This is a genomic window from Flagellimonas yonaguniensis (assembly GCF_029193885.1).
GTDB lineage: Bacteria > Bacteroidota > Bacteroidia > Flavobacteriales > Flavobacteriaceae > Flagellimonas > Flagellimonas yonaguniensis.
Genome location: NZ_JARFVB010000007.1, coordinates 153209 through 176550 on the forward strand (window position 1 = coordinate 153209; position 23342 = coordinate 176550).

Annotated in this window: 26 protein-coding genes; 18 read left to right on the plus strand and 8 right to left on the minus strand. The window is 39.5% G+C overall.

Going from position 1 to position 23342, the window contains the following annotated elements:
- Positions 1-18: 18 nt before the first annotated feature.
- A complete protein-coding gene (locus PY092_RS12835) occupies positions 19-243 on the plus strand; it encodes a hypothetical protein (RefSeq protein ID WP_275616202.1) in 225 nt (74 codons plus the stop codon).
- Between the two features lie 41 nt (positions 244-284).
- Positions 285-1400, plus strand: a complete 1116-nt coding sequence (locus tag PY092_RS12840) for an ATP-binding protein (RefSeq protein ID WP_275616203.1) — start codon at positions 285-287, stop codon at positions 1398-1400.
- 273 nt (positions 1401-1673) lie between these two features.
- Here the strand turns inward: PY092_RS12840 and PY092_RS12845 are convergent, their stop codons facing one another.
- Genes PY092_RS12845 through PY092_RS12860 form a run of 4 tightly spaced genes read right to left on the minus strand, consistent with a single transcriptional unit; the run spans position 1674 to position 3725 of the window.
- Complete coding sequence (locus tag PY092_RS12845; RefSeq protein ID WP_275616204.1) at positions 1674-2081, minus strand: hypothetical protein; 408 nt, start codon at positions 2079-2081, stop codon at positions 1674-1676.
- 48 nt (positions 2082-2129) lie between these two features.
- On the minus strand, positions 2130-2552 hold the full coding sequence (locus PY092_RS12850) for a hypothetical protein (RefSeq protein WP_275616205.1): 423 nt from the start codon (positions 2550-2552) through the stop codon (positions 2130-2132).
- A gap of 9 nt (positions 2553-2561) precedes the next feature.
- Positions 2562-3398, minus strand: a complete 837-nt coding sequence (locus PY092_RS12855) for an RMD1 family protein (RefSeq protein ID WP_275616206.1) — start codon at positions 3396-3398, stop codon at positions 2562-2564.
- A 54-nt stretch (positions 3399-3452) separates the two neighbouring features.
- Positions 3453-3725, minus strand: a complete 273-nt coding sequence (locus PY092_RS12860; RefSeq protein ID WP_275616207.1) for a hypothetical protein — start codon at positions 3723-3725, stop codon at positions 3453-3455.
- Positions 3726-5000: 1275 nt separating this feature from the next.
- Here PY092_RS12860 and PY092_RS12865 point away from each other — a divergent pair.
- Genes PY092_RS12865 through arsB form a run of 5 tightly spaced genes read left to right on the plus strand, consistent with a single transcriptional unit; the run spans position 5001 to position 8168 of the window.
- A complete protein-coding gene (locus PY092_RS12865) occupies positions 5001-5333 on the plus strand; it encodes an ArsR/SmtB family transcription factor (protein ID WP_036379071.1) in 333 nt (110 codons plus the stop codon).
- A gap of 54 nt (positions 5334-5387) precedes the next feature.
- Positions 5388-6020: a hypothetical protein gene (locus tag PY092_RS12870; protein WP_275616208.1), complete on the plus strand. Its 633-nt coding sequence runs from the start codon at positions 5388-5390 to the stop codon at positions 6018-6020.
- A complete protein-coding gene (locus PY092_RS12875) occupies positions 6017-6487 on the plus strand; it encodes a DUF6428 family protein (protein WP_275616209.1) in 471 nt (156 codons plus the stop codon). Before PY092_RS12870 ends, PY092_RS12875 begins: the two co-directional genes overlap by 4 nt.
- A gap of 22 nt (positions 6488-6509) precedes the next feature.
- Positions 6510-7133, plus strand: coding sequence for a low molecular weight phosphatase family protein (locus tag PY092_RS12880; RefSeq protein ID WP_275616210.1), 624 nt, complete (start codon positions 6510-6512; stop codon positions 7131-7133).
- 3 nt (positions 7134-7136) lie between these two features.
- Entirely contained in the window at positions 7137-8168 is a 1032-nt protein-coding gene (gene arsB / locus PY092_RS12885) for an ACR3 family arsenite efflux transporter (RefSeq protein WP_275616211.1), read from the plus strand.
- 132 nt (positions 8169-8300) lie between these two features.
- Here the strand turns inward: arsB and PY092_RS12890 are convergent, their stop codons facing one another.
- The 3 genes from PY092_RS12890 to PY092_RS12900 are packed head-to-tail and all read right to left on the minus strand — an operon-like array spanning position 8301 to position 10118.
- Positions 8301-9167 carry a sigma-70 family RNA polymerase sigma factor gene (locus PY092_RS12890; RefSeq protein ID WP_275616212.1) on the minus strand — a complete coding sequence of 289 codons (867 nt, stop codon included), beginning with the start codon at positions 9165-9167 and terminating at the stop codon, positions 8301-8303.
- Between the two features lie 17 nt (positions 9168-9184).
- A complete protein-coding gene (locus PY092_RS12895) occupies positions 9185-9919 on the minus strand; it encodes an NYN domain-containing protein (protein WP_275616224.1) in 735 nt (244 codons plus the stop codon).
- A gap of 4 nt (positions 9920-9923) precedes the next feature.
- Positions 9924-10118: a small ribosomal subunit protein bS21 gene (locus PY092_RS12900; protein WP_275616213.1), complete on the minus strand. Its 195-nt coding sequence runs from the start codon at positions 10116-10118 to the stop codon at positions 9924-9926.
- Positions 10119-10973: 855 nt separating this feature from the next.
- Between PY092_RS12900 and PY092_RS12905 the strand changes: the two genes are divergently transcribed.
- The 3 genes from PY092_RS12905 to PY092_RS12915 all read left to right on the plus strand — a co-directional run bounded on the left by PY092_RS12905 (position 10974) and on the right by PY092_RS12915 (position 13509).
- Positions 10974-11954, plus strand: a complete 981-nt coding sequence (locus tag PY092_RS12905; RefSeq protein ID WP_275616214.1) for a fatty acid desaturase family protein — start codon at positions 10974-10976, stop codon at positions 11952-11954.
- Positions 11955-12011: 57 nt separating this feature from the next.
- The gene (locus PY092_RS12910; protein ID WP_275616215.1) at positions 12012-12209 is read left to right on the plus strand and encodes a cold-shock protein; all 198 of its coding nucleotides are present in this window, start codon (positions 12012-12014) and stop codon (positions 12207-12209) included.
- A gap of 133 nt (positions 12210-12342) precedes the next feature.
- Positions 12343-13509: an acyltransferase family protein gene (locus PY092_RS12915; RefSeq protein ID WP_275616216.1), complete on the plus strand. Its 1167-nt coding sequence runs from the start codon at positions 12343-12345 to the stop codon at positions 13507-13509.
- A gap of 45 nt (positions 13510-13554) precedes the next feature.
- Here the strand turns inward: PY092_RS12915 and PY092_RS12920 are convergent, their stop codons facing one another.
- Positions 13555-13920 (minus strand): TerC family protein, encoded by a 366-nt coding sequence (locus PY092_RS12920; RefSeq protein ID WP_313790223.1) that lies wholly within the window; start codon positions 13918-13920, stop codon positions 13555-13557.
- A gap of 139 nt (positions 13921-14059) precedes the next feature.
- Here PY092_RS12920 and PY092_RS12925 point away from each other — a divergent pair, with 139 nt between their 5' ends.
- From PY092_RS12925 to PY092_RS12960, 8 genes are all read left to right on the plus strand, one after another.
- Positions 14060-15370, plus strand: a complete 1311-nt coding sequence (locus PY092_RS12925) for a hypothetical protein (protein ID WP_275616217.1) — start codon at positions 14060-14062, stop codon at positions 15368-15370.
- A 603-nt stretch (positions 15371-15973) separates the two neighbouring features.
- A complete protein-coding gene (locus PY092_RS12930; protein WP_275616218.1) occupies positions 15974-16612 on the plus strand; it encodes a type IV toxin-antitoxin system AbiEi family antitoxin domain-containing protein in 639 nt (212 codons plus the stop codon).
- Entirely contained in the window at positions 16609-17466 is an 858-nt protein-coding gene (locus PY092_RS12935; protein ID WP_275616219.1) for a nucleotidyl transferase AbiEii/AbiGii toxin family protein, read from the plus strand. The genes PY092_RS12930 and PY092_RS12935 overlap by 4 nt, the downstream gene beginning before the upstream one ends.
- Positions 17467-17996: 530 nt before the next feature.
- Entirely contained in the window at positions 17997-19217 is a 1221-nt protein-coding gene (locus PY092_RS12940; RefSeq protein WP_008610851.1) for a site-specific integrase, read from the plus strand.
- 99 nt (positions 19218-19316) lie between these two features.
- Positions 19317-20222, plus strand: a complete 906-nt coding sequence (locus PY092_RS12945; RefSeq protein WP_008610850.1) for a hypothetical protein — start codon at positions 19317-19319, stop codon at positions 20220-20222.
- A gap of 3 nt (positions 20223-20225) precedes the next feature.
- Entirely contained in the window at positions 20226-21002 is a 777-nt protein-coding gene (locus PY092_RS12950) for a hypothetical protein (protein WP_275616220.1), read from the plus strand.
- A gap of 7 nt (positions 21003-21009) precedes the next feature.
- Positions 21010-21720, plus strand: a complete 711-nt coding sequence (locus PY092_RS12955) for a hypothetical protein (protein ID WP_008610848.1) — start codon at positions 21010-21012, stop codon at positions 21718-21720.
- 87 nt (positions 21721-21807) lie between these two features.
- Positions 21808-23037: a paraquat-inducible protein B gene (locus PY092_RS12960; RefSeq protein ID WP_275616221.1), complete on the plus strand. Its 1230-nt coding sequence runs from the start codon at positions 21808-21810 to the stop codon at positions 23035-23037.
- The last annotated feature ends 305 nt before the right edge of the window (positions 23038-23342 follow it).

Below are 23342 nucleotides of genomic sequence, written 5' to 3' on the forward strand. Positions count from 1 at the left end.
GTATAAACTGCATTTTTAATGGAAACACTGGTTTGGCATACTGAACGTACCCTTGTCGCAATGCTATTGAGAAGCGTGAAATACGAGAAGATATACTTGAACCCTCCAAGCGACCGTATTGACCCTTTTCTATCATTGGCGGTGTACTTTGATTCTTATAACCATGAAAGAAGACATCAGTTCATCGACTATAAAAGACCTATCGATCTATTTAAGAGAGCGGCTTATAATCAAGGAGTATAATCCCTAAATATGACTATATTTGGGGAATACAATCCCTAAATATGATAAATAGGAGTTTAGAAGAGAAAATAAAAAATCGTTTTGGTACAGGAAAGGCTATTCTATTGATTGGTCCAAGGCAAGTAGGTAAAACTACGCTTTTCAATAAATTGCTCGAGGATAAGGATTACCTATTTTTAAACGGGGATGATCCTACTGTCCGAAAACTACTTTCCAGTCCCAATTCAGAGCAACTCAAAAATATTATTGGTGATTTCAAGACTGTATTTATTGATGAGGCCCAACGAATCGATAATATAGGACTTACCCTTAAGTTAATTACCGATCAACTTAAAGGAGTTCAATTACTGGTGAGCGGCTCATCGGCTTTTGAACTGAACAACCATACCCAGGAGCCTCTTACCGGCAGAAAATGGGAATATCAGCTCTACCCTATCTCTTGGACAGAATTTGAATCCAATGTAGGATATCTTAAAGCCGAACAGCAGCTTGAGCTGCGTGTTATTTATGGAATGTATCCAGATGTCATCAATAATTTCGGAGCAGAAAAGGAAATCTTAAAACAACTTGCCGACAGTTATTTATATAAGGACATTCTAAGCTATGGTGGCATTCGAAAACCGGAGGTTTTAGAAAAACTATTAAGAGCCTTAGCCTTCCAAATAGGCAGCGAGGTAAGTTATAATGAATTGTCACAGCTCATAGGTATAGATAAAAAAACAGTAGCTACGTACATTGATTTACTTTGTCAGGCGTATGTCATATTCAAGCTCCCAAGTTTCAGTAAAAATTTACGAAACGAAATCAAGACCAATCAAAAAATCTATTTCTACGATACCGGTGTTCGCAATATGATTATAGGTGATTTGAATCCTATGGAAATTCGCCAAGATAAGGGCAACCTCTGGGAGAATTTTTTAATAGCCGAACGTTTGAAGCATAATTCATATACTGGTTCACTGGCCAAAGGCTATTTTTGGAGAACGGTATCGCAACAAGAGATTGACTATGTTGAAGAAGAGGCTGGAAAACTAGAGGCGTTTGAAATCAAGTGGAATCCAAAAAGTAAAGTAAAAGTTCCTAAAGCTTTTGAAACCGCTTATGATGCCCAAATTACAGTGATCAACAAAGATAGTTTTAGAGATTTTTTAAAATAGAGGGTCATGTGAAAACGTCGGACACAATCAAGTATGGTCAAATTACTAATATGTTATTGGTTAGCATCCATATAAAGCCGTAAATGAGGTGGCTTAAATAATACGCTTTTAACGTTCTTCTCTTATTGCATCCAACGATAATTATTAAAACAGCTGGTTTTAAACTTTATCTATAAAGTGGTGCAAAAATGGATTTTTTTTAATTGGCCCTACTCTTGATGGCCCCTCTCAATTAATGATGTCAAGATTACAATCCTGGATTATATTGCAAGGTCAGAGAACACTTCCCGTTTGAAGCAATACCCTGGCCCTGAAATCATTGAATTCTTTACAGAATTTTTCAAAACGATCTTTCAGGGACCCGTGTTGTTCCCTAAAAACGTTGTCCCTATCGGCGTTCTTCCCTTTGGGCATTCCCAATAACAGACCATGATGGTTGGTCACCTCCGATTTGATATCGACAATCATATCCCTCTTGGTCTTGATCCTTTTTTTGTACAAGTGGTTCTGTTCCCTCATGGTATCTGTCGACACAGTGTCGAAAACATCCGAGCCCAATAAACGATCAAGGAACACAATCTCATTTTCCATATGGCCAATCAGCGATTTCCATCGTTTTATATCAAAATGGAAATCGGAGAATATCTCTTCAAATGAATCTTCCTTCTTTTTTGTCATCATACCCTTTTTTGACCTAATTATACTTGGGAGCGCTATTTCGTTTAAAGATCAACCCTGAATCAACATGCGATATTCCTTACTGCTCAATTTGCTGGTAAATATCCTCACCGAATTCTCCAAGATTTCTTTTGCCTTTTCCTCGGAATAGCCCAGTTCAACGGCATATCTTAGCACCAATTTCTGTTCTTGGTCATTCATATAATGTTCTGTATAAACGGTCCTGAACAGGGTATAAATGCCTTCCAGCCTTTCCTCAACACCCTTGGCGGGGGTTGGGACGTATTTTTCGGGGTGCGCCACTATACGTCGATAATCCTCTGGTTTAATATCCATTTTCTCGGACAGTCTGCGGATCACTTTTTCTTCTTGAGGGTCCACCGAGCCATCCTTCGTGACCAATCTGACGATGGACGCAAAATGGGCAATCCTATTTTTGTGTTCGTTGTATTCCAAAAGGTTTACTACTTCCATATAAAAGGTTTAATTGATGAACTTTATAAGCAGCAGGTCCATGACCTCGACAAGGATGAGGATAATGATCACCCATTCCAACCGGTTGTTCTCGCGATGAAAGGTAATCTCCTTAAAGAGATCCAGGTTATCCTTGATGATCTCTAACTGGTCGTGTATGCTCCTATATCTATTCTTAAGATCAAAAGTGGCCTTAAGGTGCTGATCGAGTTTGTTCAGTTCCCCATCTTCCCAAGTTGCTTCTGGCGAATCGAAAATATAGAGGTTCTCTGAAATCCTGTTTTTCACATTGAGTACCCTGCCAATGTATTTTTTAAGCTTTGTCCCTCCAATGCTCAACCGGCCGTTCACTTCCAGATTGGAGGTGTGCTTTTCGGTATCCGCCAAAATTTCCCCTGATATCCAGGCATATCTGTTCAACGCAATGGATTGGGATACATGGAGCATGATCAACCGGAGTGCATCCACATGGAACTTGGCAAGATTGACCTTATCATAAGTGATCTTGTCCTCCTTATTGCCCACACATATCTCTATTTTTTCCACTAGTCTGGTCTCCAGCGGATTTTTGTAATGGGGCAGGACCTCATCTATCACCTTCTCCCTTTCCTCCGGGCCGGCATTATAGGTACAGACCACACCATATTTGAAGATATAGACAAACTCGCCCTTATATCTTTCAAAGAATAGTTCGTCATTATCGGAAACAATGAGCCTGCCCCTGAACATTGTTTTACAGGAAGGGACGGAAATGGCTTCTGCAATCTGGTGTGCATGGGCCAAATGCCCAGATGATGGGTGCCTTCTCTTCATTTCCGGGGCGATTAAATCCAATGGTGTTTCCATGTCAACTATATTTAAAACCGATATTCACATCTCCCTCAAATCCAATCTGAAAGCTTACAGATCTTGATCAAGGGCAAAGTTCACAAAGATGCTCGAATGAAAACTGGCACATTCATCATTCCCATTTGGTTCGTTCTTTGCGAGAAGATAAGGGTCCGCTTCAGTCACTTTATTGGAAAGGTTTGGATCTGCCCCATTTTTCACCGGCAACCCGACGGATATAACACCAGAGTATTCCAATACTGTCGTAGGCCCATGTTTTTCAAGGACTTTGGATATGGTTATTAGGATGACAAGGAAGGTAAACAGTAAAAAGGGCTTTCTCATTTTTCGGTAAATTTTAATAGGTTTTTGTAATGGGTCTCACCGAAAACTATATCACCTCAAGATCGGTCGCTTTTAGCGGGGATTATAACAATGGTCCGCATGTGATCTGTAAAAAATGTTTCTGTCTACTCCATACACGCCTTTTTCTTCGAATTTTTGTCAGTTGTTGGTATTTAACGTTATTGGCCGGCCTTCTATGCCGATAAACTCCCCACTGATGTAAACTACTCCCATTTACTCCAAGGAGCGGTTACTTCCGTGGCAATCCAATAAAGACCGTGAAGATCAGTAATGGGTTCGGTTCCTTATCCATAAGGATACTTTTGGTATAGATCTCCAGAGATTCCAAAGCCCGAATCCAAAAAATAACTTTGTTGGGAGTTTTCGCCCCTACCCTTGGGAGCACATAAATTTCGTATCAAAGGTAGTCGAAATACGATCACATCGTATTTTTTTGTGCTTTATTTAATCATTCGCAAATTTCTGATATTTAAATAAATAGATGTTTTGTCATGAAGCGACTAAAAAGCCTTTAAATCACTGGCCCAAAGGCGGGAGGACTGAAAAATAAATGCACCCATAAATGATTCCATGTGATGAACAGCACCCGTAAGAGTATTTGGATACATATTGTCATGTAGTGTAGGTTGCATTGGATGGGGCAGACCATTGGAACCACTGAAAAAGGGCAAATATGAACCATCCAATATTACATTATAACCATGTATTGGTCGGTGTCCTACTTTTGTTTTACGGTGGCCATTTTTTCCAGCAAAGGTAGTATACCATGCCCGTTTTTGCATTCCGGGGCGTAATAGACAAGGTGGTGATCAAAAAATACGAAAGCATCAGGATATAGAACGGGTAGGTAATTTCAGTGTCGGTAAACAATAAGACTACTTAGGTTCGTTTCGAAATCTTCAGCGTTCAAACATCCGGAACATAAAGAACTAAAAGAATGGGTAAATAACAAACATGTTGCTATTGATGGCGAATATGATATCCAAAACTTTCATCCAGAAAGGATAAATTATCAATTGCTCAATTTAGATACTTATATCAAGGATTGGGAAAATGAACATCATAAATAGTAAAAACCGTTTAAAAAAGTGGCTTGTCAACGATATTGGTTTTGAAGAAAACCTCCCCTAAAAATCGGTGCATCTACAGGGATACCTTTTCAAGGTATTGCAATAGCCCCATATTGCGGCCATTATTTAGAACCTTCTTGCAACGGTCAAAAATATATCGTATTATTGCGATTAAATAATTAATATGGGACTGGCCAAGACCGAAATATTTACCGAAAACCAGAATGAGCTCGCCCTCATCGGGAAGGTATTTGCCCATCCCGCCCGGATTGCCATATTGCAGCACCTCTTCAAGGTCAAGGCGTGTGTCTGCGGTGACCTTGTGGACGAAATTGGATTGGCACAGCCCACCGTTTCCCAGCACTTGAAGGAACTTCGGAACATGGGACTGATCAAGGGCGATGTGGAGGGTACTAGTGTCTGTTACTGTGTCAATGTGGCCAACTGGAACGAAATGAAGGATAAGTTCAAGGCATTCCTGGATCAGGGGATCGAACTGGACCAAGAGTGCTGTTAGTATTTTTTTGAACTAATTAATCGTTTTATTGCGATTAACAAATAAACTAAAACCATGAAAACAAAAATGATCCGAACCATGGCACTGCTGTTGCTGTGCCTTCCATTGACCACACATTCCCTGAAACTAAGGGGAAAGATCCAACGCACCGTAAAGGAACTGAAGACCGTTTTTCCCCAGATACCGAAAGAAAAGATCCAGCTTTTGGACCAACTTGCCGCCAGGATGGTGTCCAATATGGGGGAGACCTCTTATACCGTTGTATTTGTGGACCAGACCAATGAGGATATGGGCCAATTGGCCATGATCTGGCTCAGGACAGGTCTTATGTATTACGGATTAAATGACAAGTTCAAGGTAGAATCCGCAGGTCTGGATACCGCCAACGAGACCCTTCCCGGTCTGGCCCTATTGAAGAACGATGGGTTCAGGGTCACCAATGCACAGGGGGAATCCCTGTTTACGTATTCGGTACGTTATGGCTCCTATAGTTGGACCATCAACAGAAAGACCCTGGAATCCTTGGATTTGGACGAGGACAGCAGTGTCAAGGTCTATGTCCAGGATGGGCTGACGGACCGAAATGCGGAGATCCTTTTTGAAAACAAGGCCGTTATCGCGGGGGAGATGATCTATGTCGCCACGAAGGTCGATGCCATTATCAAAGCTAAAACAAACAATCCATGAAATTATCAGTAGTAAAAGAAGTGCTGTCCCAATTGAAGACCCTTGGTTTCCAATTGCCCACCGGGGAAATGGTCCCCGGACATTTCCATGTCACCGAAGTGGGCAAGATCCACAAACACTTTATCGACTGCGGGGGAACCGTGCGCAATGAGGAGGTGGTAAGCTTCCAACTGTGGGAGGCCGATGACTATGACCACAGGCTGCATCCCGAAAAGTTGGTACATATCATCGAACTGTCCCAAAAGGTATTGGGCATAGCGGATTCCTTGGAAGTCGAAGTGGAGTACCAGGGTACCACTATCGGGAAATATGGCCTTGCCTTTGATGACGGTCATTTTCTGTTGACCACCAAGATGACCGACTGTCTTGCCAAGGATCAGTGTGGGGTCCCCGAAAAAAAACCAAAGGTAAGACTGTCCCAATTGACCAACGAGCCCTGCTGTTCTCCTGACGGTAATTGTTGTTAAACCATAAATCCAAACCATGAAAATGACCACTAGTTTGTTCCCTGAAATAGCGGGATTCATCGCAACCTTGAAACAGGATGCCATTTCCCCGGAGCGTAGGGAAATCCTTGATCCCCTTGCCGGTTTCATCCAGTCGAAAGTCTTGGAAGATCAGGAAATACGTTTGAATTTCATTTGCACCCACAATTCCAGGAGGAGCCACCTGTCCCAGATATGGGCACAGACCATGGCGTGCCATTTCAACATCAAGAACGTGTTCTGCTATTCGGGGGGCACCCAGGCCACGGCCCTGTTCCCGATGGTGGCGGAAACCTTGGGAAAACAAGGGTTCCAGATCCAGCAGCTTTCAGAGGGGCAAAATCCCGCTTATGCCATCAAATTTGCGGAAAATGCCCATCCAGTGATCGGGTTTTCCAAAAAAATGGACAATGCCTTCAACCCAAGTTCCGGCTTTGGGGCCATCATGACCTGTGATTCGGCCAATGAGGCCTGTCCCTTTGTGCCCGGTGCGGAAAAGCGGATCTCCATCACCTTTGAGGACCCCAAGGCCTTTGACAATTCCCCGCAACAGGCCGAGAAATACCTTGAACGAAGCGTACAGATCGCAACGGAACTTTGGTATGTATTTTCACTGATCAAATTATAACACATGGCAGTAAAAAAATTGAGCTTTTTGGACAGGAACCTTACCCTTTGGATCTTTATCGCCATGGCGGTAGGGGTCGGCATCGGTTACTTTTTCCCATCCTTCCCTGACATCATCAATTCGTTCAACAGTGGCACCACCAACATACCCATTGCCATAGGCCTCATCCTGATGATGTACCCACCTTTGGCAAAAGTGGATTATAAACTATTGCCCAAGGTGTTCAAGAACACCAAGATAGTGGCCATTTCCCTGGTGCTCAACTGGATCATCGGCCCCGTGTTGATGTTCATTCTGGCCGTCCTCTTTTTGAGGGACTATCCAGAGTATATGGTCGGGTTGATATTGATAGGATTGGCCCGTTGCATTGCTATGGTACTGGTATGGAATGATCTGGCCGAGGGCAGTGCGGTATATGGTGCGGGGCTGGTGGCCCTGAACAGTATCTTCCAAGTGTTTGCCTATAGTTTCTATGCGTGGATTTTCATTACTGTTTTGCCCCCGTATTTTGGCTTTGAAGGGGCCATAGTGGACATCTCCATTGGTACCATAGCGGAGAGTGTGGCCATTTATCTGGGTATCCCCTTCCTTATGGGCATCCTTAGCCGAACGCTATTGGTCCGAATCAAAGGGGAGCAGTGGTATGCCCAAAAGTTCATACCCGCCATTTCCCCCATGACCTTGGTCGCCCTGTTGTTCACCATCGTGATCATGTTCTCCCTCAAAGGGGAGCTTATCGTGGAGATTCCCATGGACGTTGTGGTGATCGCCATTCCCCTTTTGGTGTACTTTACCCTGATGTTCATCATCGGGTTCTTTTTCAGTAAGGCCATAGGTGCCGAATACGATAAGACCGCCTCTGTGGCCTTTACGGCTGCCGGGAACAATTTTGAGCTCGCCATTGCCGTGGCCATTGCCGTTTTCGGACTGGATTCCGGCCAGGCCTTTGCCGGGGTCATAGGACCCTTGGTGGAAGTCCCCGCCCTGATCTTATTGGTCCGGGTCGCCTTTTGGCTGCGTAAGAAGTATTTTTAAACCATCAACTGCTTAAAGCATGCGATTAACTTAGTTATTGTTCAAGGAAATAAGTTAAAGGATCGGTGAGAAAAGATTATTCATAGAAAAGTGTATTGAATAAAGAAAACAGTCTAAAGTTAAAATAAAGGATCATTCCAAATACTGCTTCAAAATTTCAATTCTAGAGGAGCTTCTTAACCTGGCCAAGGCATTTACTTTTATTTGTCTGACCCTCTCTTTTGTAAGGTCCAAATTAAAAGCAATTTCTTCCAATCCCATGGAATCTTCTGCTCCTATCCCAAAGTACATCTTAATCACAAAAGCTTCGCGATAAGATAAAATATCCAAAACACCATCAATTTCCAATTGTAACGAACTATTGATCAACTTCTGTTCTGGGCTGCCAAACTCATCGGAACGCATTATGTCATGCAAGTTCAATCCTCCATCCCCAATCCCCAATGGCTCATCCATTGAAAGGGGCCAGGAAGAGTGCTTTAAGCATATCTGAATCTCCGATAGTGAGAAATCGATCAGTTCAGATATTTCTTCTGCTGTTGGTGGCCTCTGATGCATTTGTTCGAAATGGGAAGAGACGCTGTTTATCTTGTTGATTACATTTATTTTGTTCAAGGGCAATCTGACCATCCTTGATTTTTCGGTAAGCGCCTGTATGATTCCTTGACGTATCCACCATACTGCATAGGAAATGAACTTGAAACCGCGTGTCTCATCAAATTTGGATGCCGCCCTGACCAGCCCGACATTCCCTTCATTGATGAGATCATGCAAATTTAGACCCCTTGATTGGTATTGTTTCGCCACGGAAACAACGAATCGTAAATTGGCCAACACCAATCTTTCCAGAGCCACGTTATCCCCCTGTCTTATGCGAACGGCCAGATCAACCTCTTCCTCTTCGGTAATCATCGGAATACGGCTTATATCACCAAGGTATTTGTTCAAGGAAGGTGTATCCCTTGCTGTAATTTGCTTTGAAATTGAAAGAGGTCTCATAGAGGTTTTGTTTTTCGTTAGACAATCGTCCTTACATAAATCAGATTCCCATTGCCTTTTGGATTTTTCCTGGACCCTATTTCAATTTGACCTATGGATTTGACCAAAGGTGTCAACTTTTTAAATCCATAATTTCGTGCATCAAAATTGGGTTGTTTCTTCTGCAATAATGTGCCCACCTCGCCTAGGAAGGCCCAACCTTCCTCATCCTCCACATCGGCAATGGTGGAAAGAATAAGATCGATAACCTTTGGGGTAATCTTATCAATTTTGCTTTTCTCATTTTTCTCTGGGGCGTTGGATTCCCCAATCTGAGTCTTATGAAGTATCTCAAGGTATATGAACTTGTCGCATGAAACGATAAAAGGATCTGGGGTCTTTCGTTCCCCAATACCAAAAACTGTCATCCCTGCCTCTCTTAGTCGTATGGCCAGCCGCGTAAAATCACTGTCACTGGAGACCAGGGAAAAACCATTCACCTTTCCAGAATAGAGTATATCCATAGCATCAATGATCATGGCACTGTCCGTTGCATTCTTACCGGTGGTATACCCATATTGTTGCACAGGGGTAATGGCATTTTTTAGAAGGACATCTTTCCATTTTGTCAAACTTGGCTTTGTCCAATCCCCATAGATTCTTTTGATACTTGGATTCCCATATTTGGCAATCTCTTCCAACATTTCCTTCACATATTTGGAAGGGATATTGTCACCGTCTATTAAGACGGCTAGGTTTAAATCCTTGTCCATAAAATCACTCCTCATTCTTTTTTAAATATTCCTTTCTATGGATTGCCTTTTTCAGGTCCTCCCTTCTCTCCTCGGATTTTTTGGTAAACTCCTGATTGTCCCTGATACGTTTCAACTGTTGGGTGTTCCTCACCTTGTTCCTATACCTTTTTAAGGCCCTTTCTATGTTCTCGCCTGGAACTATCTTAATTATCAGCATATTTTCTTGTCATTACTTATTATTTAAATCCTGCCAATAAGGGCCAATATTTACACATTGGACTCTTTTTCAGGGATATGGCGGATTCCCTGGCATATACAAAATTTTGGACTTTGACCTGTTTGGTCTGGTCTTAAAAATGTGAATATTGGTTCAAGCAAAAAATAACTAAGAGGTGGCCCTTTGTGAATTGTAAATGGGAAAAAAGGGGAGGGCTATCTTTTTATTTAAGGATTGGAGCAATCATCGTCCATAACCCGTGATGCGCTGTAAAGGAAAGGATTAAAATTGGAACTAAACCCGTTTGCCCAGTTTATTTTATGATAAGGAATGGTTCTACTTTCATAGTGCACGATCGTTTTTTCGATTCTAATTGCCTTTGAAATGGCAATTCAACCTTTCAATAGTTTCGTTTCCTAAAATACTTATTTTCAACAATTAACACATTATTGGGGAATACTGTCCAGATAAATGGTAAGTTTGTGAGGTTAAAATCCGGAAAGCCCAAGTCAATTTAGTCTTCGCAGATCTTCAATTCATTTTCAGCTCTCTTCTTTTTAATTTATAACGTAGTCAAATATTTTAAGCCAAACGTTAAGGATGGTGACGCCTTTATGGAGTCGGACAATTATGTAAGGGTCCCCATATTTGGATAATTCTTCAACATGCCCAAGCCAATTGCGCTTATCAATTATCCCTTTATATCACATGCGTGAGCAACACCAAACCGCAATTAATGGCATTAACAAGCCAAGATTTTCAAAAAATTCAAATTCTGATTTTTCAAAAACCCTAAGAAACCGGGTCAGCACCTATTTTAAAACGAACAATATCAGTAGGCATGCCAACAAAAGTATGGTTTTGAAGACCATGGTCATGCTCACTGTTTATTTTGCCCCCTTGATTTTCATAAACATAGGGATGGTTACCACTCCCTTGCTACTTTTTGGTCTTTATATCATAAGTGGAATAGGAATGGCGGGAATAGGAATGGGCATTATGCACGATGCCATCCATGGATCTTACTCCAAAAACCAAAAAGTGAACACATATCTTGGGTACACCATGAACCTTATAGGTGGTAATGCCGCTGTTTGGAAAATCCAACACAATGTACTCCATCATACCTATACCAATATAGAGGGGGCCGACGATGACATTAACGCTCCTTTTTTCCTTCGGTTTTCCCCACATGCCAAAAAAAATGGCCTGCATAGATTCCAATACTTGTATGTATGGTTCTTTTATGGCCTATCCACGGTCTCTTGGATAACCACCAAAGATTTCATAAGACTTGATCGGTATCGGAAAATGGGATTTTTCAACAAAAAAAATGGTTACAGGAATGCACTCATGAAGATTGTTGGGTGGAAGTTGATATACTTTTCGTATGCCTTGATCATACCCTTGTTGGTTGTACCTCTGTCCCCATGGATCATCGTTCTGGCTTTTCTCAGCATGCATTTTGTTACAGGTCTACTGATAAGCATCGTATTTCAAGTGGCGCACATCATGCCAAATACGGAATTTCCATTGCCTAATGAAGATGGGGTAATTTCAAGTGACTGGGCAGACCACCAACTGGCCACAACAACTAATTTTTCTCCCAAAAGCAGGATATTTTCATGGCTGATTGGCGGGTTGAACTATCAGGTGGAGCATCATCTATTGCCCAATGTCTGTCATATCCATTACAGAAAAATATCTGGTATCGTAGCGGATACTGCCAAGGAATTTGGGATTCCTTATAATACAAAAAGAACATTTATCGCCGCCATTATCGACCATGTTGGAGTTTTACGAAAGTTAGGAAAGGTACAACCTGTTCATACCTGAAAGAGGAGTGATAATAAAAACAAAAATTGAACAGAATATTAATTTAAATATAAAGTAATGCGAGAAGGAACAGTAAAATTTTTTAATGAGTCAAAAGGATTTGGCTTTATTCAACCCAATGACTCCAATGATGATGTTTTTGTGCACCAAAGCGGCCTTATAGATAAAATCCGTGAAAACGATAAGGTCAAGTTTACCGTGGAAAGAGGTCAGAAGGGCATGAATGCAGTAAATGTCGAATTATTGATCAGTTAGATCATATAATTCAACAACCAATAAAACCATCTCTAAATGATGGTTTTTTTATGCGGTAAACTGTCCCAAAGCCCATTTAAACAGTTGGTATCCTAAAGGTATATTTTTCAAACAAACGGGATTACCACGATCCATGGTCAGGTTTATTCCGTACATAAGAATCAATAGTGACCCTTTTCACTCAATCCTTGCCGAACCATTGGAGCAAAACAACACTGAACCTGGAAAGTTTACTGAGAAATCCGATCCTGAGCGACTATATTTTATAGATGCGCTTCGTGCCTGGGCCATTTTGATGATGCTTCAGGGACACTTTGTGTCCGCATTATTGATGGAAAGCTATCGGGAAGATGGAGGTGCGACCTATTTCGTCTGGGCTTATCTCAGGGGAGTGACAGCACCCGTTTTCTTTACCGTATCGGGATTCATATTCACCTATTTGCTCTTCAAGCACTATGAAAAAGGATGGGCAAATCCCCGTATTAAGAAAGGATTCAAAAGAGGTGGCCTGCTCATTCTCATCGGTTATGTGTTGCAGATCAAGTTCGGCCTATTGTTGAAAGGCTCGATCAATACCAGTTTTGATATTGTCCATGTCCTACAATGTTTGGGACTCTCTATGATCTTGATCATTGTCCTTTATTTGACCACCCATAAGTTCAGCAAATACGTATTTCAAATCTTTTTGGGCTCCATTACCATCTTGCTCTTCCTCTCCAATGGCACCTTGGGCCAATGGGAGTACAGTTTCCTGCCCGACTGGTTCTCCAATTATATCACACGGGAAAATGGTTCCGTTTTTACCATGGTGCCTTGGTTTGGTTTTGCAACGGCAGGTGGGTGCATTTCGGGGTTTTTCCAATCCAATCTCACCAAAAAGGGGTTCTACCCCAAAGCATTTTTGATCATCCTGTCCATCGGCATCCTATTGATCTTCCAATCCTATGAGTCAATAAGGGACCTAGTAAGCTTGACTGAAATCCGTTTTTTTCATAGTGCACTTGACGACAGTTATCTTTTTGCCCGTTTGGGCGTGGTCCTTGTGGTCTTTGCGCTATTCATTTTTTTGAGAAATATTTTAAACCACAAGATCATTAATGATATTGGGCAAAACACATTGGCCATTTATATCCTGCATGCTATAGTCCTCTACGGTAGTATTACAGGATATGGCCTGAGCAGGTATTACCATCACTCCCTCTCTCTTTCACATGTTGTCCTTGGGGCAGTCCTTTTTCTTATCGTTATTTGTTCCGTGGTCCTAATGGCCGATAGGAAAGTAAAGCGGCTTTTTAGCTAAGACCGGTTGTGCCAAGGGTTCCCAATATTGCCCATCATGTGTGGTTCATTCCTTTTCCATTCTGGACGAAGCCAAAATCACAATGGCCAGCAACAAGACAATAAACCCCAAGGAAGCCCATTCCGGAAAGCTATAATGATGTGCGAGTATCAACTTGACCACGACAAAGCCCAATATGGCCACCTGACTATATTTGAGGTGGTGGAACCTGTTGATCATGTGGGAAAGGAAAAAGTTCATCGATCGGAGTCCCAAAATGGCAAACATATTGGAACTGAAGACCAAAAAGGGATCCGAGGCAATGGCCAAGTTGGCGGGAACACTGTCCAACGCAAAGAGGACATCGGAAAACTCGATAATCACCAAGGCGACGAACAATGGTGTAGCCGCAGTAATGTGGTGAAGTTTGATAAAAAACTTCTGGCCCTGCTTACTGAATTATAGTTCTTCTTTTAAATCTCTCCCAGATTCCTTAAATTCAGCAAAAGCTATTGGATATACATATCGCAAAACCAATGACACTTCATATAATCAACCTTGCATCAGGCGTATGTACCTTTTAAAGAACTTTATGCCCAAGATTGGTGATGGCACCAATCCTTTTGGAAAACGTTCTTTGAAAATATTCAGACTCCTTCTTCCCTACTTGATAAGTGCTGGACTTTCTTTTTTGATTTTTAAAGTCCACATGTTGGTCGAGGTCGACAGTATGCTCAACGAAAAAAACGATGTGATTTCAAACGGGTTCCTTACTTCACAGATAACTTATCATAAGGAATTTGCCCCCTTTGCCCGAAGGCCATTGACCACCTTATTGGTGGAACAGGTGTCAAACGGCTTAGGGATCACTTTGGGCAAGGCCTTTGTATGGGTCAATTTTTTCTTATTGTTCCTAGCTGGGGTATTGTTGTTCCGTATTTCAAGGGAAATGGGTTCTGGATATGTAAAAGGCATTATGAACATCATTTTTTTCTTCTTGTCATTTTCGGTGTTGTTCGCCTTTTTTCCACCTATCTTCAGTTATGATGAACCGTTGCAGTACTGCTTGCTCTTTGCAGGTATGACCTGTTTCCTTAGAAGACAATGGATGGGTTACGTACTTTGGTTCACAGCTGCGATGATAGCCCGGGAGAACACAGCTTTTTTGATTCCGGGTCTTTTGGCCTTTCTTCCGGACCTTCACCCTAAAGGTCACAGACTCTATTCCTCGGAACACTTATTGGATTACCTTTTGATCGGCTCGCCCATACTGATCTATGCGGCGTTCCTTGTATTTTTTATGGAATGGAATGGTCTATGGATACCGACACAAATGGAATTTCAGGACAGGTTGCTTTCTATTAAGGAAAATTTCAGTGATGCCCAAAGCTCTATCGAAACTTTGATCTCAATGGTCTTGACCTTAGGGATGTTCGTTTACTTCATCTTTGGTCCAATTGGCCATGCCCCCAAGAAGACAGAGAAAAAGTTTGTCCGGGCATTTGTGCTGAGCTGTTCCGTAAACACCGTTGCCGTTCTCGTGGGGGCTTTGGCAAGGGAAGCCAGGTTGTTCTCCCTTCCACTTATCTTTTTATGGCCCATAATGGGACAATATTGTTCCAAAGAAATTTCCTTGTTGCTCTCCTATAAGACCTATGTTGCTTGTTTTTCAAGATTAAAGTATATGGCCCTTTTAGGCATCCTGACCCTTTTGAACTATCTCGTTTCCTTTAAAGTGTACCAACCCAGTTCGCACCCTGCCGACAACTACTTCAACGAATATCTTTTCACTGCACTGATGATTATGTATGTACACTATTTATTAAGACAATATACTAGGCACGATGCTTTGGAGGTCACCCCTACTTCATTTTCGCTATAAAAAATTGCCCGAAAAGATTGTTTTTTGGATGAAAGGGCGTGAGTTCCAGGTTTCAGGCTCAAGTTTCTTGAATACTTAAAAACATTTTAGGGTCAGGTTTCAATATCTTGACGATGGTTTTCCTTTCTTATAGACCATTGACCTTTTGAACAAACTTCAGTGTCCATCAACCTCACTACGCATCATTTTTACTGGCGTTTGACGCATTTCAGTTCTAAAAGGATAATAATAAGATTCTTGTAGTTACCTACATTTCCCATATCATATTTGGTATAAAAGTCCTGGCCTTAGGAACAATGATTATTAAATAGTTCCGCTTTGTTTTTAATGAAATTTTTTTCTTTTTCAACACTACCACAAATCGACCCCTTGTACAGAAAGGTTGTACAATTCTCAAAAAAATAGAATTGCTTATTGTGAATCCCTTATGTTTCGCACGAAAGAGGAAATATCAAGATCAAGGACTCCCCCTTTAAGTCATTGTAATAATTTAAGCATATAATCGGATATTATCCGATTATATGCTTCTTTTTTCACATTAAATTGTTACATTTAAATACTTTAATCGGAAATAATCCGATTATCATGTGAAAAAACATCAATATGGATTTTAGAGCATTAGTAAAGGAATATGCCGAAGGCCCCATATCAAGACACCTGATTCTGGGGCTACTACATGAGTATCAAAGTCCGAACGACAAAATCAGTGAATTGATCAAAAACAAGGAACTTATTTCCATTAGAAGAGGTCTTTATGTCATAGGCCCCAAAATAGACCTGCCGTCACCCGAGCCTTTCTTGATAGCCAATCACCTAAGAGGGCCAAGTTATGTGTCATTGGAATCTGCTTTGTCCTATTGGAACGTCATTCCGGAGCGCTCCTATGAAATAAGTTCCGTAACCCTAAAAACCTCCAAAACCTATAAAACCCCTATTGGGCGGTTCAGTTACCGACACTTAAAAACTCCTTATTATTCATATGGCCTAAAAAGTGTAGCTTACTCCAATAAACAAACTATCATTATTGCTTCTCCCGAGAAAGCCATATGCGACAAAATTGTCCTGACCGCAGGTATCAATCTTAGAAGTATCAGTCAAACCAGAGCATTGTTATTGGAAGATTTCCGAATGGACATCGAAGTACTGCGTACATTGGATACGCAGGCCATGGAAGCATGGATAGAAAATGCACCAAAAAAAAATAGCTTAAAAACCCTCATCCAAACCCTAGTTGCCTTATGATCAAAGAATGGATTGCTGAATATGGCCCAAAAAATGAAGAAGAGATACTGTCCGCATTGCGTGAAATCATGCAGGAAATTACCCTGGCAGGTCTATCAAGGACCGATTTTTACGAAAAGGCCGCTTTTTATGGGGGAACCGCCCTGCGAATCTTTTATGGCCTTGATCGATTTTCAGAGGATTTGGATTTCTCCCTACTACAACCTGATCCCAATTTTTCCATAGAGCCCTATTTCAAAGCCATTGTGGATGAATTCAAATCATTGGGGCTCAATGTCAGCATAAAGGAAAAACAAAAAGCTGAAAATTCCTCGATCGACTCCGCTTTCCTGAAAGCTGAAACCATATGGCAAGAAATTGTGTTGGAGGACATCATCAAGGAAACTGGGGTCCGTTCCAACAAGACCTTAAAAATAAAAATAGAAGTGGACCGAATGCCCCCTTTACATTTCAGCACCGAAGAAAAGCTGCTACTTCGTCCATTTTCCTTTTATGTGAAATGTTACACTAAACCCAGCCTATTTGCAGGGAAAGTCCATGCCCTACTTTTCAGAAAGTGGAAAGATAGGGTAAAGGGAAGGGACTGGTATGATCTGGAATGGTACATTAAAAAGGGTATTGATCTGGATACCAATCACTTTTTGGCTAGAGCCAAAGATACGGGTGACTGGAAAGAAGACAGTATTTCACCTGAAGAAATCATGGAATTGCTCCATAAAAAAATCGAATCCGTTTCTTTTAAAAGTATCAAAGAGGATGTCGTAAGGTTTATTAAAAATGATGATGTATTAAATATTTGGAGTCCTGAATATTTCAATGACCTGATAGAGAAAATCAAATTCAAGAATACTTAATGTGTTAGGATATTTGGAAGAATGGTGGGTTTAAAAAGAGTTGCTTTAAAGGTCCAAAAAAAGAATGAAAAATCTATGCCATAAAATGGAATTAAAAAATACACATTTACAACACAGAAATAGTAATCCTAGCCTTATTGAAACCAAAACTTCATTTTGCACTAAAATCCATCATTTTTAATGTTAAAAAGGTTAAAATTTGTTAAAAGGTGAGCAATTCGGTGCCCTTTGATTTTGACCCTCTCGGAAGCCCCGAAAAATGGGGTATTTCAGCAAAAAGTTCGAGTCCCGTCCAGACCGCTAAATGGGAAATCAAATTCCCTCAAAACCTTGTAAATCTTATGATTTGCAAGGTTTTATGTTTTTAGGGCAATCATATAATTTCATATCATTTGCATCTAAAAGGTCACAAATCGTCAACATATTTTTTTATCTGCGATTATGTTGACAGATTGACGTAACTTACTGATGTTAGTATAGTTGATTTGACTTTCGTCTCACTAAATGTTTAATCATTAAAGACGACAATTATGCGAACTTCATCAACATTTTCAATTTTGTTTTGGGTGTACGGAAAACGTGCTGTAAACAACAAAGCAAACATCTACATTCGGGTTACCTTAAACGGTAAACGTGTTAACATTAGTCTCAAGAAGAAAATCAATATTTCTACTTGGGATGAAAAACTACAAAGAGCAAGTGGGACCGATAAGGATTCCCGTATTCTCAATCTTTACTTGAACGAAGTACAATCAAAAGTATATAGGATTTACGAAGATTTCAAGAGGGATGAAGTGCCTTTCACTTCCCAAATGGTCAAAGCCAAATTTTTAGGCGAAGATAAAACACGTTTTTCCTTTCAAAACCTTGTAGACTACTACAATGAAAAGATGCAACACAAGTTGCATAGGAATACGATGGGTCAATATAAGACCAGTCAACGTTATATGATGGAATATATTCTAAAGGAATACAAACTTACAGACATCCCACTCTTCAACCTTGAATATGGTTTTATCGTGGGCTTTGAAGATTTTCTTCGGTCGTATGTACCTAAAAGTGGTCAATCTAAAATTGGCAATAATACCGCAATGAAGCATATTAAGCGTTTACGCAGAATGGTTACTCTTGCCTATCGGATGAAATGGATGGAAAGAGACCCGTTTGTCAATTTTAAAATGAAAATTGAAAAGAAAGAACGTGGTTTCCTTACAGATTTTGAATTATTAAGTATTGAAGATTTGTCTTCGTCCATAGAGCGTCTTATGGTTGTGAAAGATTTATTTGTTTTTAGTTGTTACACCGGTATTTCTTATGTTGACATTGTACAATTAAATGAAGATAATATTGTAATGGGTATAGATGGTAGTCCTTGGATAATGGCCAAAAGGGTAAAAACAGGTGCACCGTTCAAAATTCCACTATTGCCCAAAGCTGCAATCTTAATAGATAAATATAAAGACCATTATAGAACCAATGACACATCCAATCTTTTGCCCAGGTTATCCAATCAGAAATTGAACAGTTATTTAAAAGAAATCGCCGACCTATGTGGTATCAAAAAAAACCTAACTTTTCATATGGCTCGCCATACTTTTGCTACAACAGTAACTTTAAGCAATGGTGTTCCAATAGAGACGGTATCCAAATTATTAGGGCATACCAAACTATCCACAACACAAATCTATGCAAGGGTCGTTGAGAGGAAAGTGAGTGATGATATGGCGCTTCTCAAATCAAAAATTGGCTAATAAAATTTAATTAGATTTAACGGACTGTTGAAATCTTCAATTAAGAATTTAATAGTTTGCATTTCCATTCCACTACCTTTATGAACTAAAATATTTTTTATGATTCTAAAGGTCAAATGGAAAGATTTCAAAAATAAAATTGAAGGACACAAAGCAGAAGGCAAAGCTTTAGTTGAAAAATATAAGTCTTCAAGAACTGAAAATGATTTAGAAAACCTAAAGGAAGAAAAGCAAAGCTGGGAAAGCGAAGTAATTGACTACGTAAAAACTTCTTTTGAACCTGAACATAGAAATTTTGGCTATGAATTTAAAGAGAAACGTGGATTCAATACTGGTTTCAAGCTACCCATTGCTCAAAAAATAAGAAATACTATTGAAGCACTTAAAAGTGAGATTAATGGTCTTGCTTATTATGTGAAATCGTTATCCATTTCAGATGCTATTGTGAGGATTGATGAAATTGATTTAGAAGAACGAAAAAATTTAGACACAGACGGTAGGCTCGACCTCGTTCTTTCCAAATTATATGAGCTATACGATGACAGAAAATATCATTCCATCAAGTGGATACTTGAAGGCAATGGTGTGGAAATGAAAATTCACGGGGAAGATTGGGATTATGGTAAAATGTTAGAGAATAGAGGATTTGTCGATATCCTTACAACTAAGGATACTGGTGCTCGTTTAACTCTTGAGGGTAAATACGCTATAGAACAGGCAAGAAAAGTAAAGGTTACAGACTACTCAAAAATTAGCAGTTCTGATGAAGAACTAAAGGAACTGATTAAAAAAGTACTCTCAGAAATTGAAAAATTAGGTTATGGCCAGCAAATCATCTTCGATGAATTTGATGAGCTACGAGAGGATATTCCAAACCTTGACAAAAAATCATTTGGTCAACTTCTTAAAGCTAAATTGTATGATTTAGTATCTCAAAAAGCATTCGACAAAGCGCTCGCCAGTGAAATATTCAAGCAATTTACTGACCAAGTATTGCCATTTTAATCTATGAAAATACTGGCGAGACTTCAAAAAACAATTAAGGCTTTCTTTCAAAAAGAACCACCACTGGAATACGAGGTTACACAGTTTGTCATTTCAGATAGACAACCTATAACGGGCGCATCAAAAATTTCATTTTTTGTAAATAATTCCGAGCCAGATGTAAGTGTGACCAGAACCTTTGAAAATGAGAACGATGTCATTGATTGGTTAATAAGCAATGATAATTTTAAACAGATGTTATACAGAAAGCTATTTTCATCATCCTCTGTCATCCATCATTGTGGCGTAAAGGAACCAATTACTGAACCTAAAAAGAAACCTGGCGATATTGATATCCTTCTTTACAAAGCAAGCGATGAAAGTAATGCTGTTGGAATAGAATGTAAAATAGTAAAATCAGAATCCTTAGAAAATCAATCGCCAAAAATCAACAAGATTACAAGCGTTCAGAAAAAGGGAACAAAGCAAGCAGATGGCTACGTTAAGATAGGGTTTAGCAGAGTCTTTCTTATGGTCATATTGCTGGACGATGGCAGACACTATAAAAACCCTAATTTCGTATTCAGAACTACACCGACAGAAGAATTGAAAGAACTTTATAACTTCGACTGGAACACAAAAATGAATAAGGACGTTGGTATAATCTATGCCTATATCAGTCAACTTACCTCAAATCATATCAATCAGACAAAAGGCTTGGGATTAAGAATTGAACGTGAAGCTAAAGAAAGATTTCAAAACAAAGAATTAACTGAGAAAATTAAAAACCTTAATCACTAAGTATTATTTGAAGAAAGAAGGAATTTGCAGAATTTGCGGTAATTATGGAAAACTAACGTTCGAGCGCGTTCCACCACAAAGTGCATTTAATTCTAATCCTGTATTCTTTCAAAAGTCCATCCATCTTCACGACAAAAAAAGCTATTTGTACGGTAAAAAAATTCGTAGTAATCAAGGTGCTGGTGGTTATTATTTATGCGAGCCTTGTAATAATCTTACGGGCAGTTACTATGGGGACAGCTATAAAAAGTTTGCCTATATGGGGATGATGGCTTTAACAAATAGAATCTGGGCGTCGAAAACCATAAACTTTGAATATGCCATACAGCCCCTAAATATTTTAAAACAGATATTAGCAATGTTTATGGCCATAGACACAAGCGACCAGCTATTAAATTTAAAAGGGCTTTCAGATTACATTTTGGATAAAGACTCAAAGGCTTTTCCAGAAAGTTTGAGAGTTTTTGTTTATCACACCGTTACAAAACAAGTAAGAAATGGTTGGGGAATGGCAAGAACTAAAAAAGGCTATCATACCCTTGGGGAAATTACATTCCCACCATATGGTGTTGTATATGCTTTGGATTCTGAACCTACTCGAAATGATTTTTATGAAGTAACAGATTTCAAAAATTTCAATTTTAATCAAACCGTTCAGGCGAGATTGTCAATTCCATTTCTTACACCTAAAACATATATTCCAGGTCTATATCTATAATTCCAAGCGAAAAGTTTTATTCGCAAATAATGATAATTTTGAAAGACATAAAAACAAAATGAATTTTGCGAAATTAAAACTACAAATATGTCAATACCAATAGTATTAGATAAATCAACATTCCAAGGTCTTAATTATGAAGATATAATAGAACTTCATAAATATTACATCGTCAACATTACACCCTTATTGGTTTCAGAGATTCTTGGCGACCTTGCAAAAGAAGAAAAGGAAGGTAGAAAAACACCTAAAGACCAAGTTATTGATCTTGCAAAAAAAATGTTCCCATATAATGCCTATGTGAATATGAATTATAAGGTGCTGGTTGAAAAATCATTGACTGGCGAATTTACCACAGCTGATAATCGACCTTTTCTAAACGCTAAGAAATCCATAAATACGCCAACAAAAAAAGGAATGACATTCGTTGAAACACTCGAAGAACTCTCTATTAAACGATGGAAAAAAGGCGATTTTGACAAATTGGATGAAATCATAGCTGAAGTATGGCGAACAGAATCTAAAGATGAAAATGTAGTAGATGAATTTAAAGGAAAGTTTGACCATCTTAAAGGCATAAAAATAAAAGACCACAAACCTTCAAACGAAGAGAAGTTTTTAGCATTAAAAGAACGATTACAGGAACGACTTTATGTTGAACTTGAACCCGCTGACACATTAAATCTTGTAATAGATTATTTTGAAATCAGTCCAGACTTAAGAGAGTCTATCCAAGCTCGATGGAAAAACGAGTCACATCCAGATTTACATAGCTTTGCCAATTATGCTATGTATTGTTACGAAATTGTCTGCCTCTACTTCATTGGTATAAATAATTCTTTGTGTGGGGAACGGTTAACAAACCTCTTGGATTTAGAATACTTGTTCTATGCGCCTTTTGCAAGAGTGTTTAGTACAAATGACAAATTTTTAAAGAATCTCTTCTTTGCTGTCCAACCAACCGATACATTCTTTGTCACATTACCACAACTTAAAGACGATTTTAAAAAATTCAAAGCAGTAAATGTAGAAGGGAAAGTATTTGATGAGCCGCCTGTTAAAGATTCTGAAACGTATCGAATATGGGACAATATTTTTGATATGGAACTTACTCGAAGACTCAAACCTTCTGCCGAAGAATTAAAAACAAAAGAAGCTGAAATGGAAGAAATTTTAAAAATTGCGGAAACTGGTAAAGAAGGAAAATTTAAAGGGGAAGCAGATTTTGTAGTAAAAGAAATGTTTATGTCCCCAGATGATCCTTGTCCTAGTAAAAGCGGGAAAGCTTTTAAAGATTGTCATCTTCCTAAAGCCTAAATTATTTAGATTTCTCATCCACAAAGATGCTGATGATGCATTGGATAGTGTTATTAACTTTTGAGTGATAGTTTTTATCGACAAATAATTTTATGTCGAAACCATAACCTATGCATTTGATAAAAACGTGATAGTTAAATAATTATAGCGCAACTTAAAATAACAAAAGCAAACAAACGAGACTGTAAACTGAACTCTGTCTGAAAAAGATTAGAAGTATTAATTTTATTCAGACAGTACCATGACAAAGAAAGAACAGACAGAATTTGAAAAGAAGGTGCTCGAGCAGTTCATGTCGGGCAAGA

What these genes read in the sequence shown, in the direction of transcription:
- PY092_RS12865 (WP_036379071.1), top strand. Translation starts at nt 5,001, where the DNA reads ATGGGACTGGCCAAGACCGAAATATTTACCGAAAACCAGAATGAGCTC.
- PY092_RS12880 (WP_275616210.1), top strand. Translation starts at nt 6,510, where the DNA reads ATGACCACTAGTTTGTTCCCTGAAATAGCGGGATTCATCGCAACCTTG.
- PY092_RS12940 (WP_008610851.1), top strand. Translation starts at nt 17,997, where the DNA reads ATGCGAACTTCATCAACATTTTCAATTTTGTTTTGGGTGTACGGAAAA.
- PY092_RS12960 (WP_275616221.1), top strand. Translation starts at nt 21,808, where the DNA reads ATGTCAATACCAATAGTATTAGATAAATCAACATTCCAAGGTCTTAAT.
- PY092_RS12900 (WP_275616213.1), bottom strand. Translation starts at nt 10,118, where the DNA reads ATGCTGATAATTAAGATAGTTCCAGGCGAGAACATAGAAAGGGCCTTA.
- PY092_RS12905 (WP_275616214.1), top strand. Translation starts at nt 10,974, where the DNA reads ATGGTTTTGAAGACCATGGTCATGCTCACTGTTTATTTTGCCCCCTTG.
- PY092_RS12860 (WP_275616207.1), bottom strand. Translation starts at nt 3,725, where the DNA reads ATGAGAAAGCCCTTTTTACTGTTTACCTTCCTTGTCATCCTAATAACC.
- arsB (WP_275616211.1), top strand. Translation starts at nt 7,137, where the DNA reads ATGGCAGTAAAAAAATTGAGCTTTTTGGACAGGAACCTTACCCTTTGG.
- PY092_RS12870 (WP_275616208.1), top strand. Translation starts at nt 5,388, where the DNA reads ATGAAAACAAAAATGATCCGAACCATGGCACTGCTGTTGCTGTGCCTT.
- PY092_RS12945 (WP_008610850.1), top strand. Translation starts at nt 19,317, where the DNA reads ATGATTCTAAAGGTCAAATGGAAAGATTTCAAAAATAAAATTGAAGGA.
- PY092_RS12915 (WP_275616216.1), top strand. Translation starts at nt 12,343, where the DNA reads ATGGTCAGGTTTATTCCGTACATAAGAATCAATAGTGACCCTTTTCAC.
- PY092_RS12875 (WP_275616209.1), top strand. Translation starts at nt 6,017, where the DNA reads ATGAAATTATCAGTAGTAAAAGAAGTGCTGTCCCAATTGAAGACCCTT.
- PY092_RS12925 (WP_275616217.1), top strand. Translation starts at nt 14,060, where the DNA reads ATGTACCTTTTAAAGAACTTTATGCCCAAGATTGGTGATGGCACCAAT.
- PY092_RS12855 (WP_275616206.1), bottom strand. Translation starts at nt 3,398, where the DNA reads ATGGAAACACCATTGGATTTAATCGCCCCGGAAATGAAGAGAAGGCAC.
- PY092_RS12890 (WP_275616212.1), bottom strand. Translation starts at nt 9,167, where the DNA reads ATGAGACCTCTTTCAATTTCAAAGCAAATTACAGCAAGGGATACACCT.
- PY092_RS12930 (WP_275616218.1), top strand. Translation starts at nt 15,974, where the DNA reads ATGGATTTTAGAGCATTAGTAAAGGAATATGCCGAAGGCCCCATATCA.
- PY092_RS12840 (WP_275616203.1), top strand. Translation starts at nt 285, where the DNA reads ATGATAAATAGGAGTTTAGAAGAGAAAATAAAAAATCGTTTTGGTACA.
- PY092_RS12910 (WP_275616215.1), top strand. Translation starts at nt 12,012, where the DNA reads ATGCGAGAAGGAACAGTAAAATTTTTTAATGAGTCAAAAGGATTTGGC.
- PY092_RS12950 (WP_275616220.1), top strand. Translation starts at nt 20,226, where the DNA reads ATGAAAATACTGGCGAGACTTCAAAAAACAATTAAGGCTTTCTTTCAA.
- PY092_RS12895 (WP_275616224.1), bottom strand. Translation starts at nt 9,919, where the DNA reads ATGGACAAGGATTTAAACCTAGCCGTCTTAATAGACGGTGACAATATC.
- PY092_RS12935 (WP_275616219.1), top strand. Translation starts at nt 16,609, where the DNA reads ATGATCAAAGAATGGATTGCTGAATATGGCCCAAAAAATGAAGAAGAG.
- PY092_RS12850 (WP_275616205.1), bottom strand. Translation starts at nt 2,552, where the DNA reads ATGGAAGTAGTAAACCTTTTGGAATACAACGAACACAAAAATAGGATT.
- PY092_RS12845 (WP_275616204.1), bottom strand. Translation starts at nt 2,081, where the DNA reads ATGATGACAAAAAAGAAGGAAGATTCATTTGAAGAGATATTCTCCGAT.
- PY092_RS12835 (WP_275616202.1), top strand. Translation starts at nt 19, where the DNA reads ATGGAAACACTGGTTTGGCATACTGAACGTACCCTTGTCGCAATGCTA.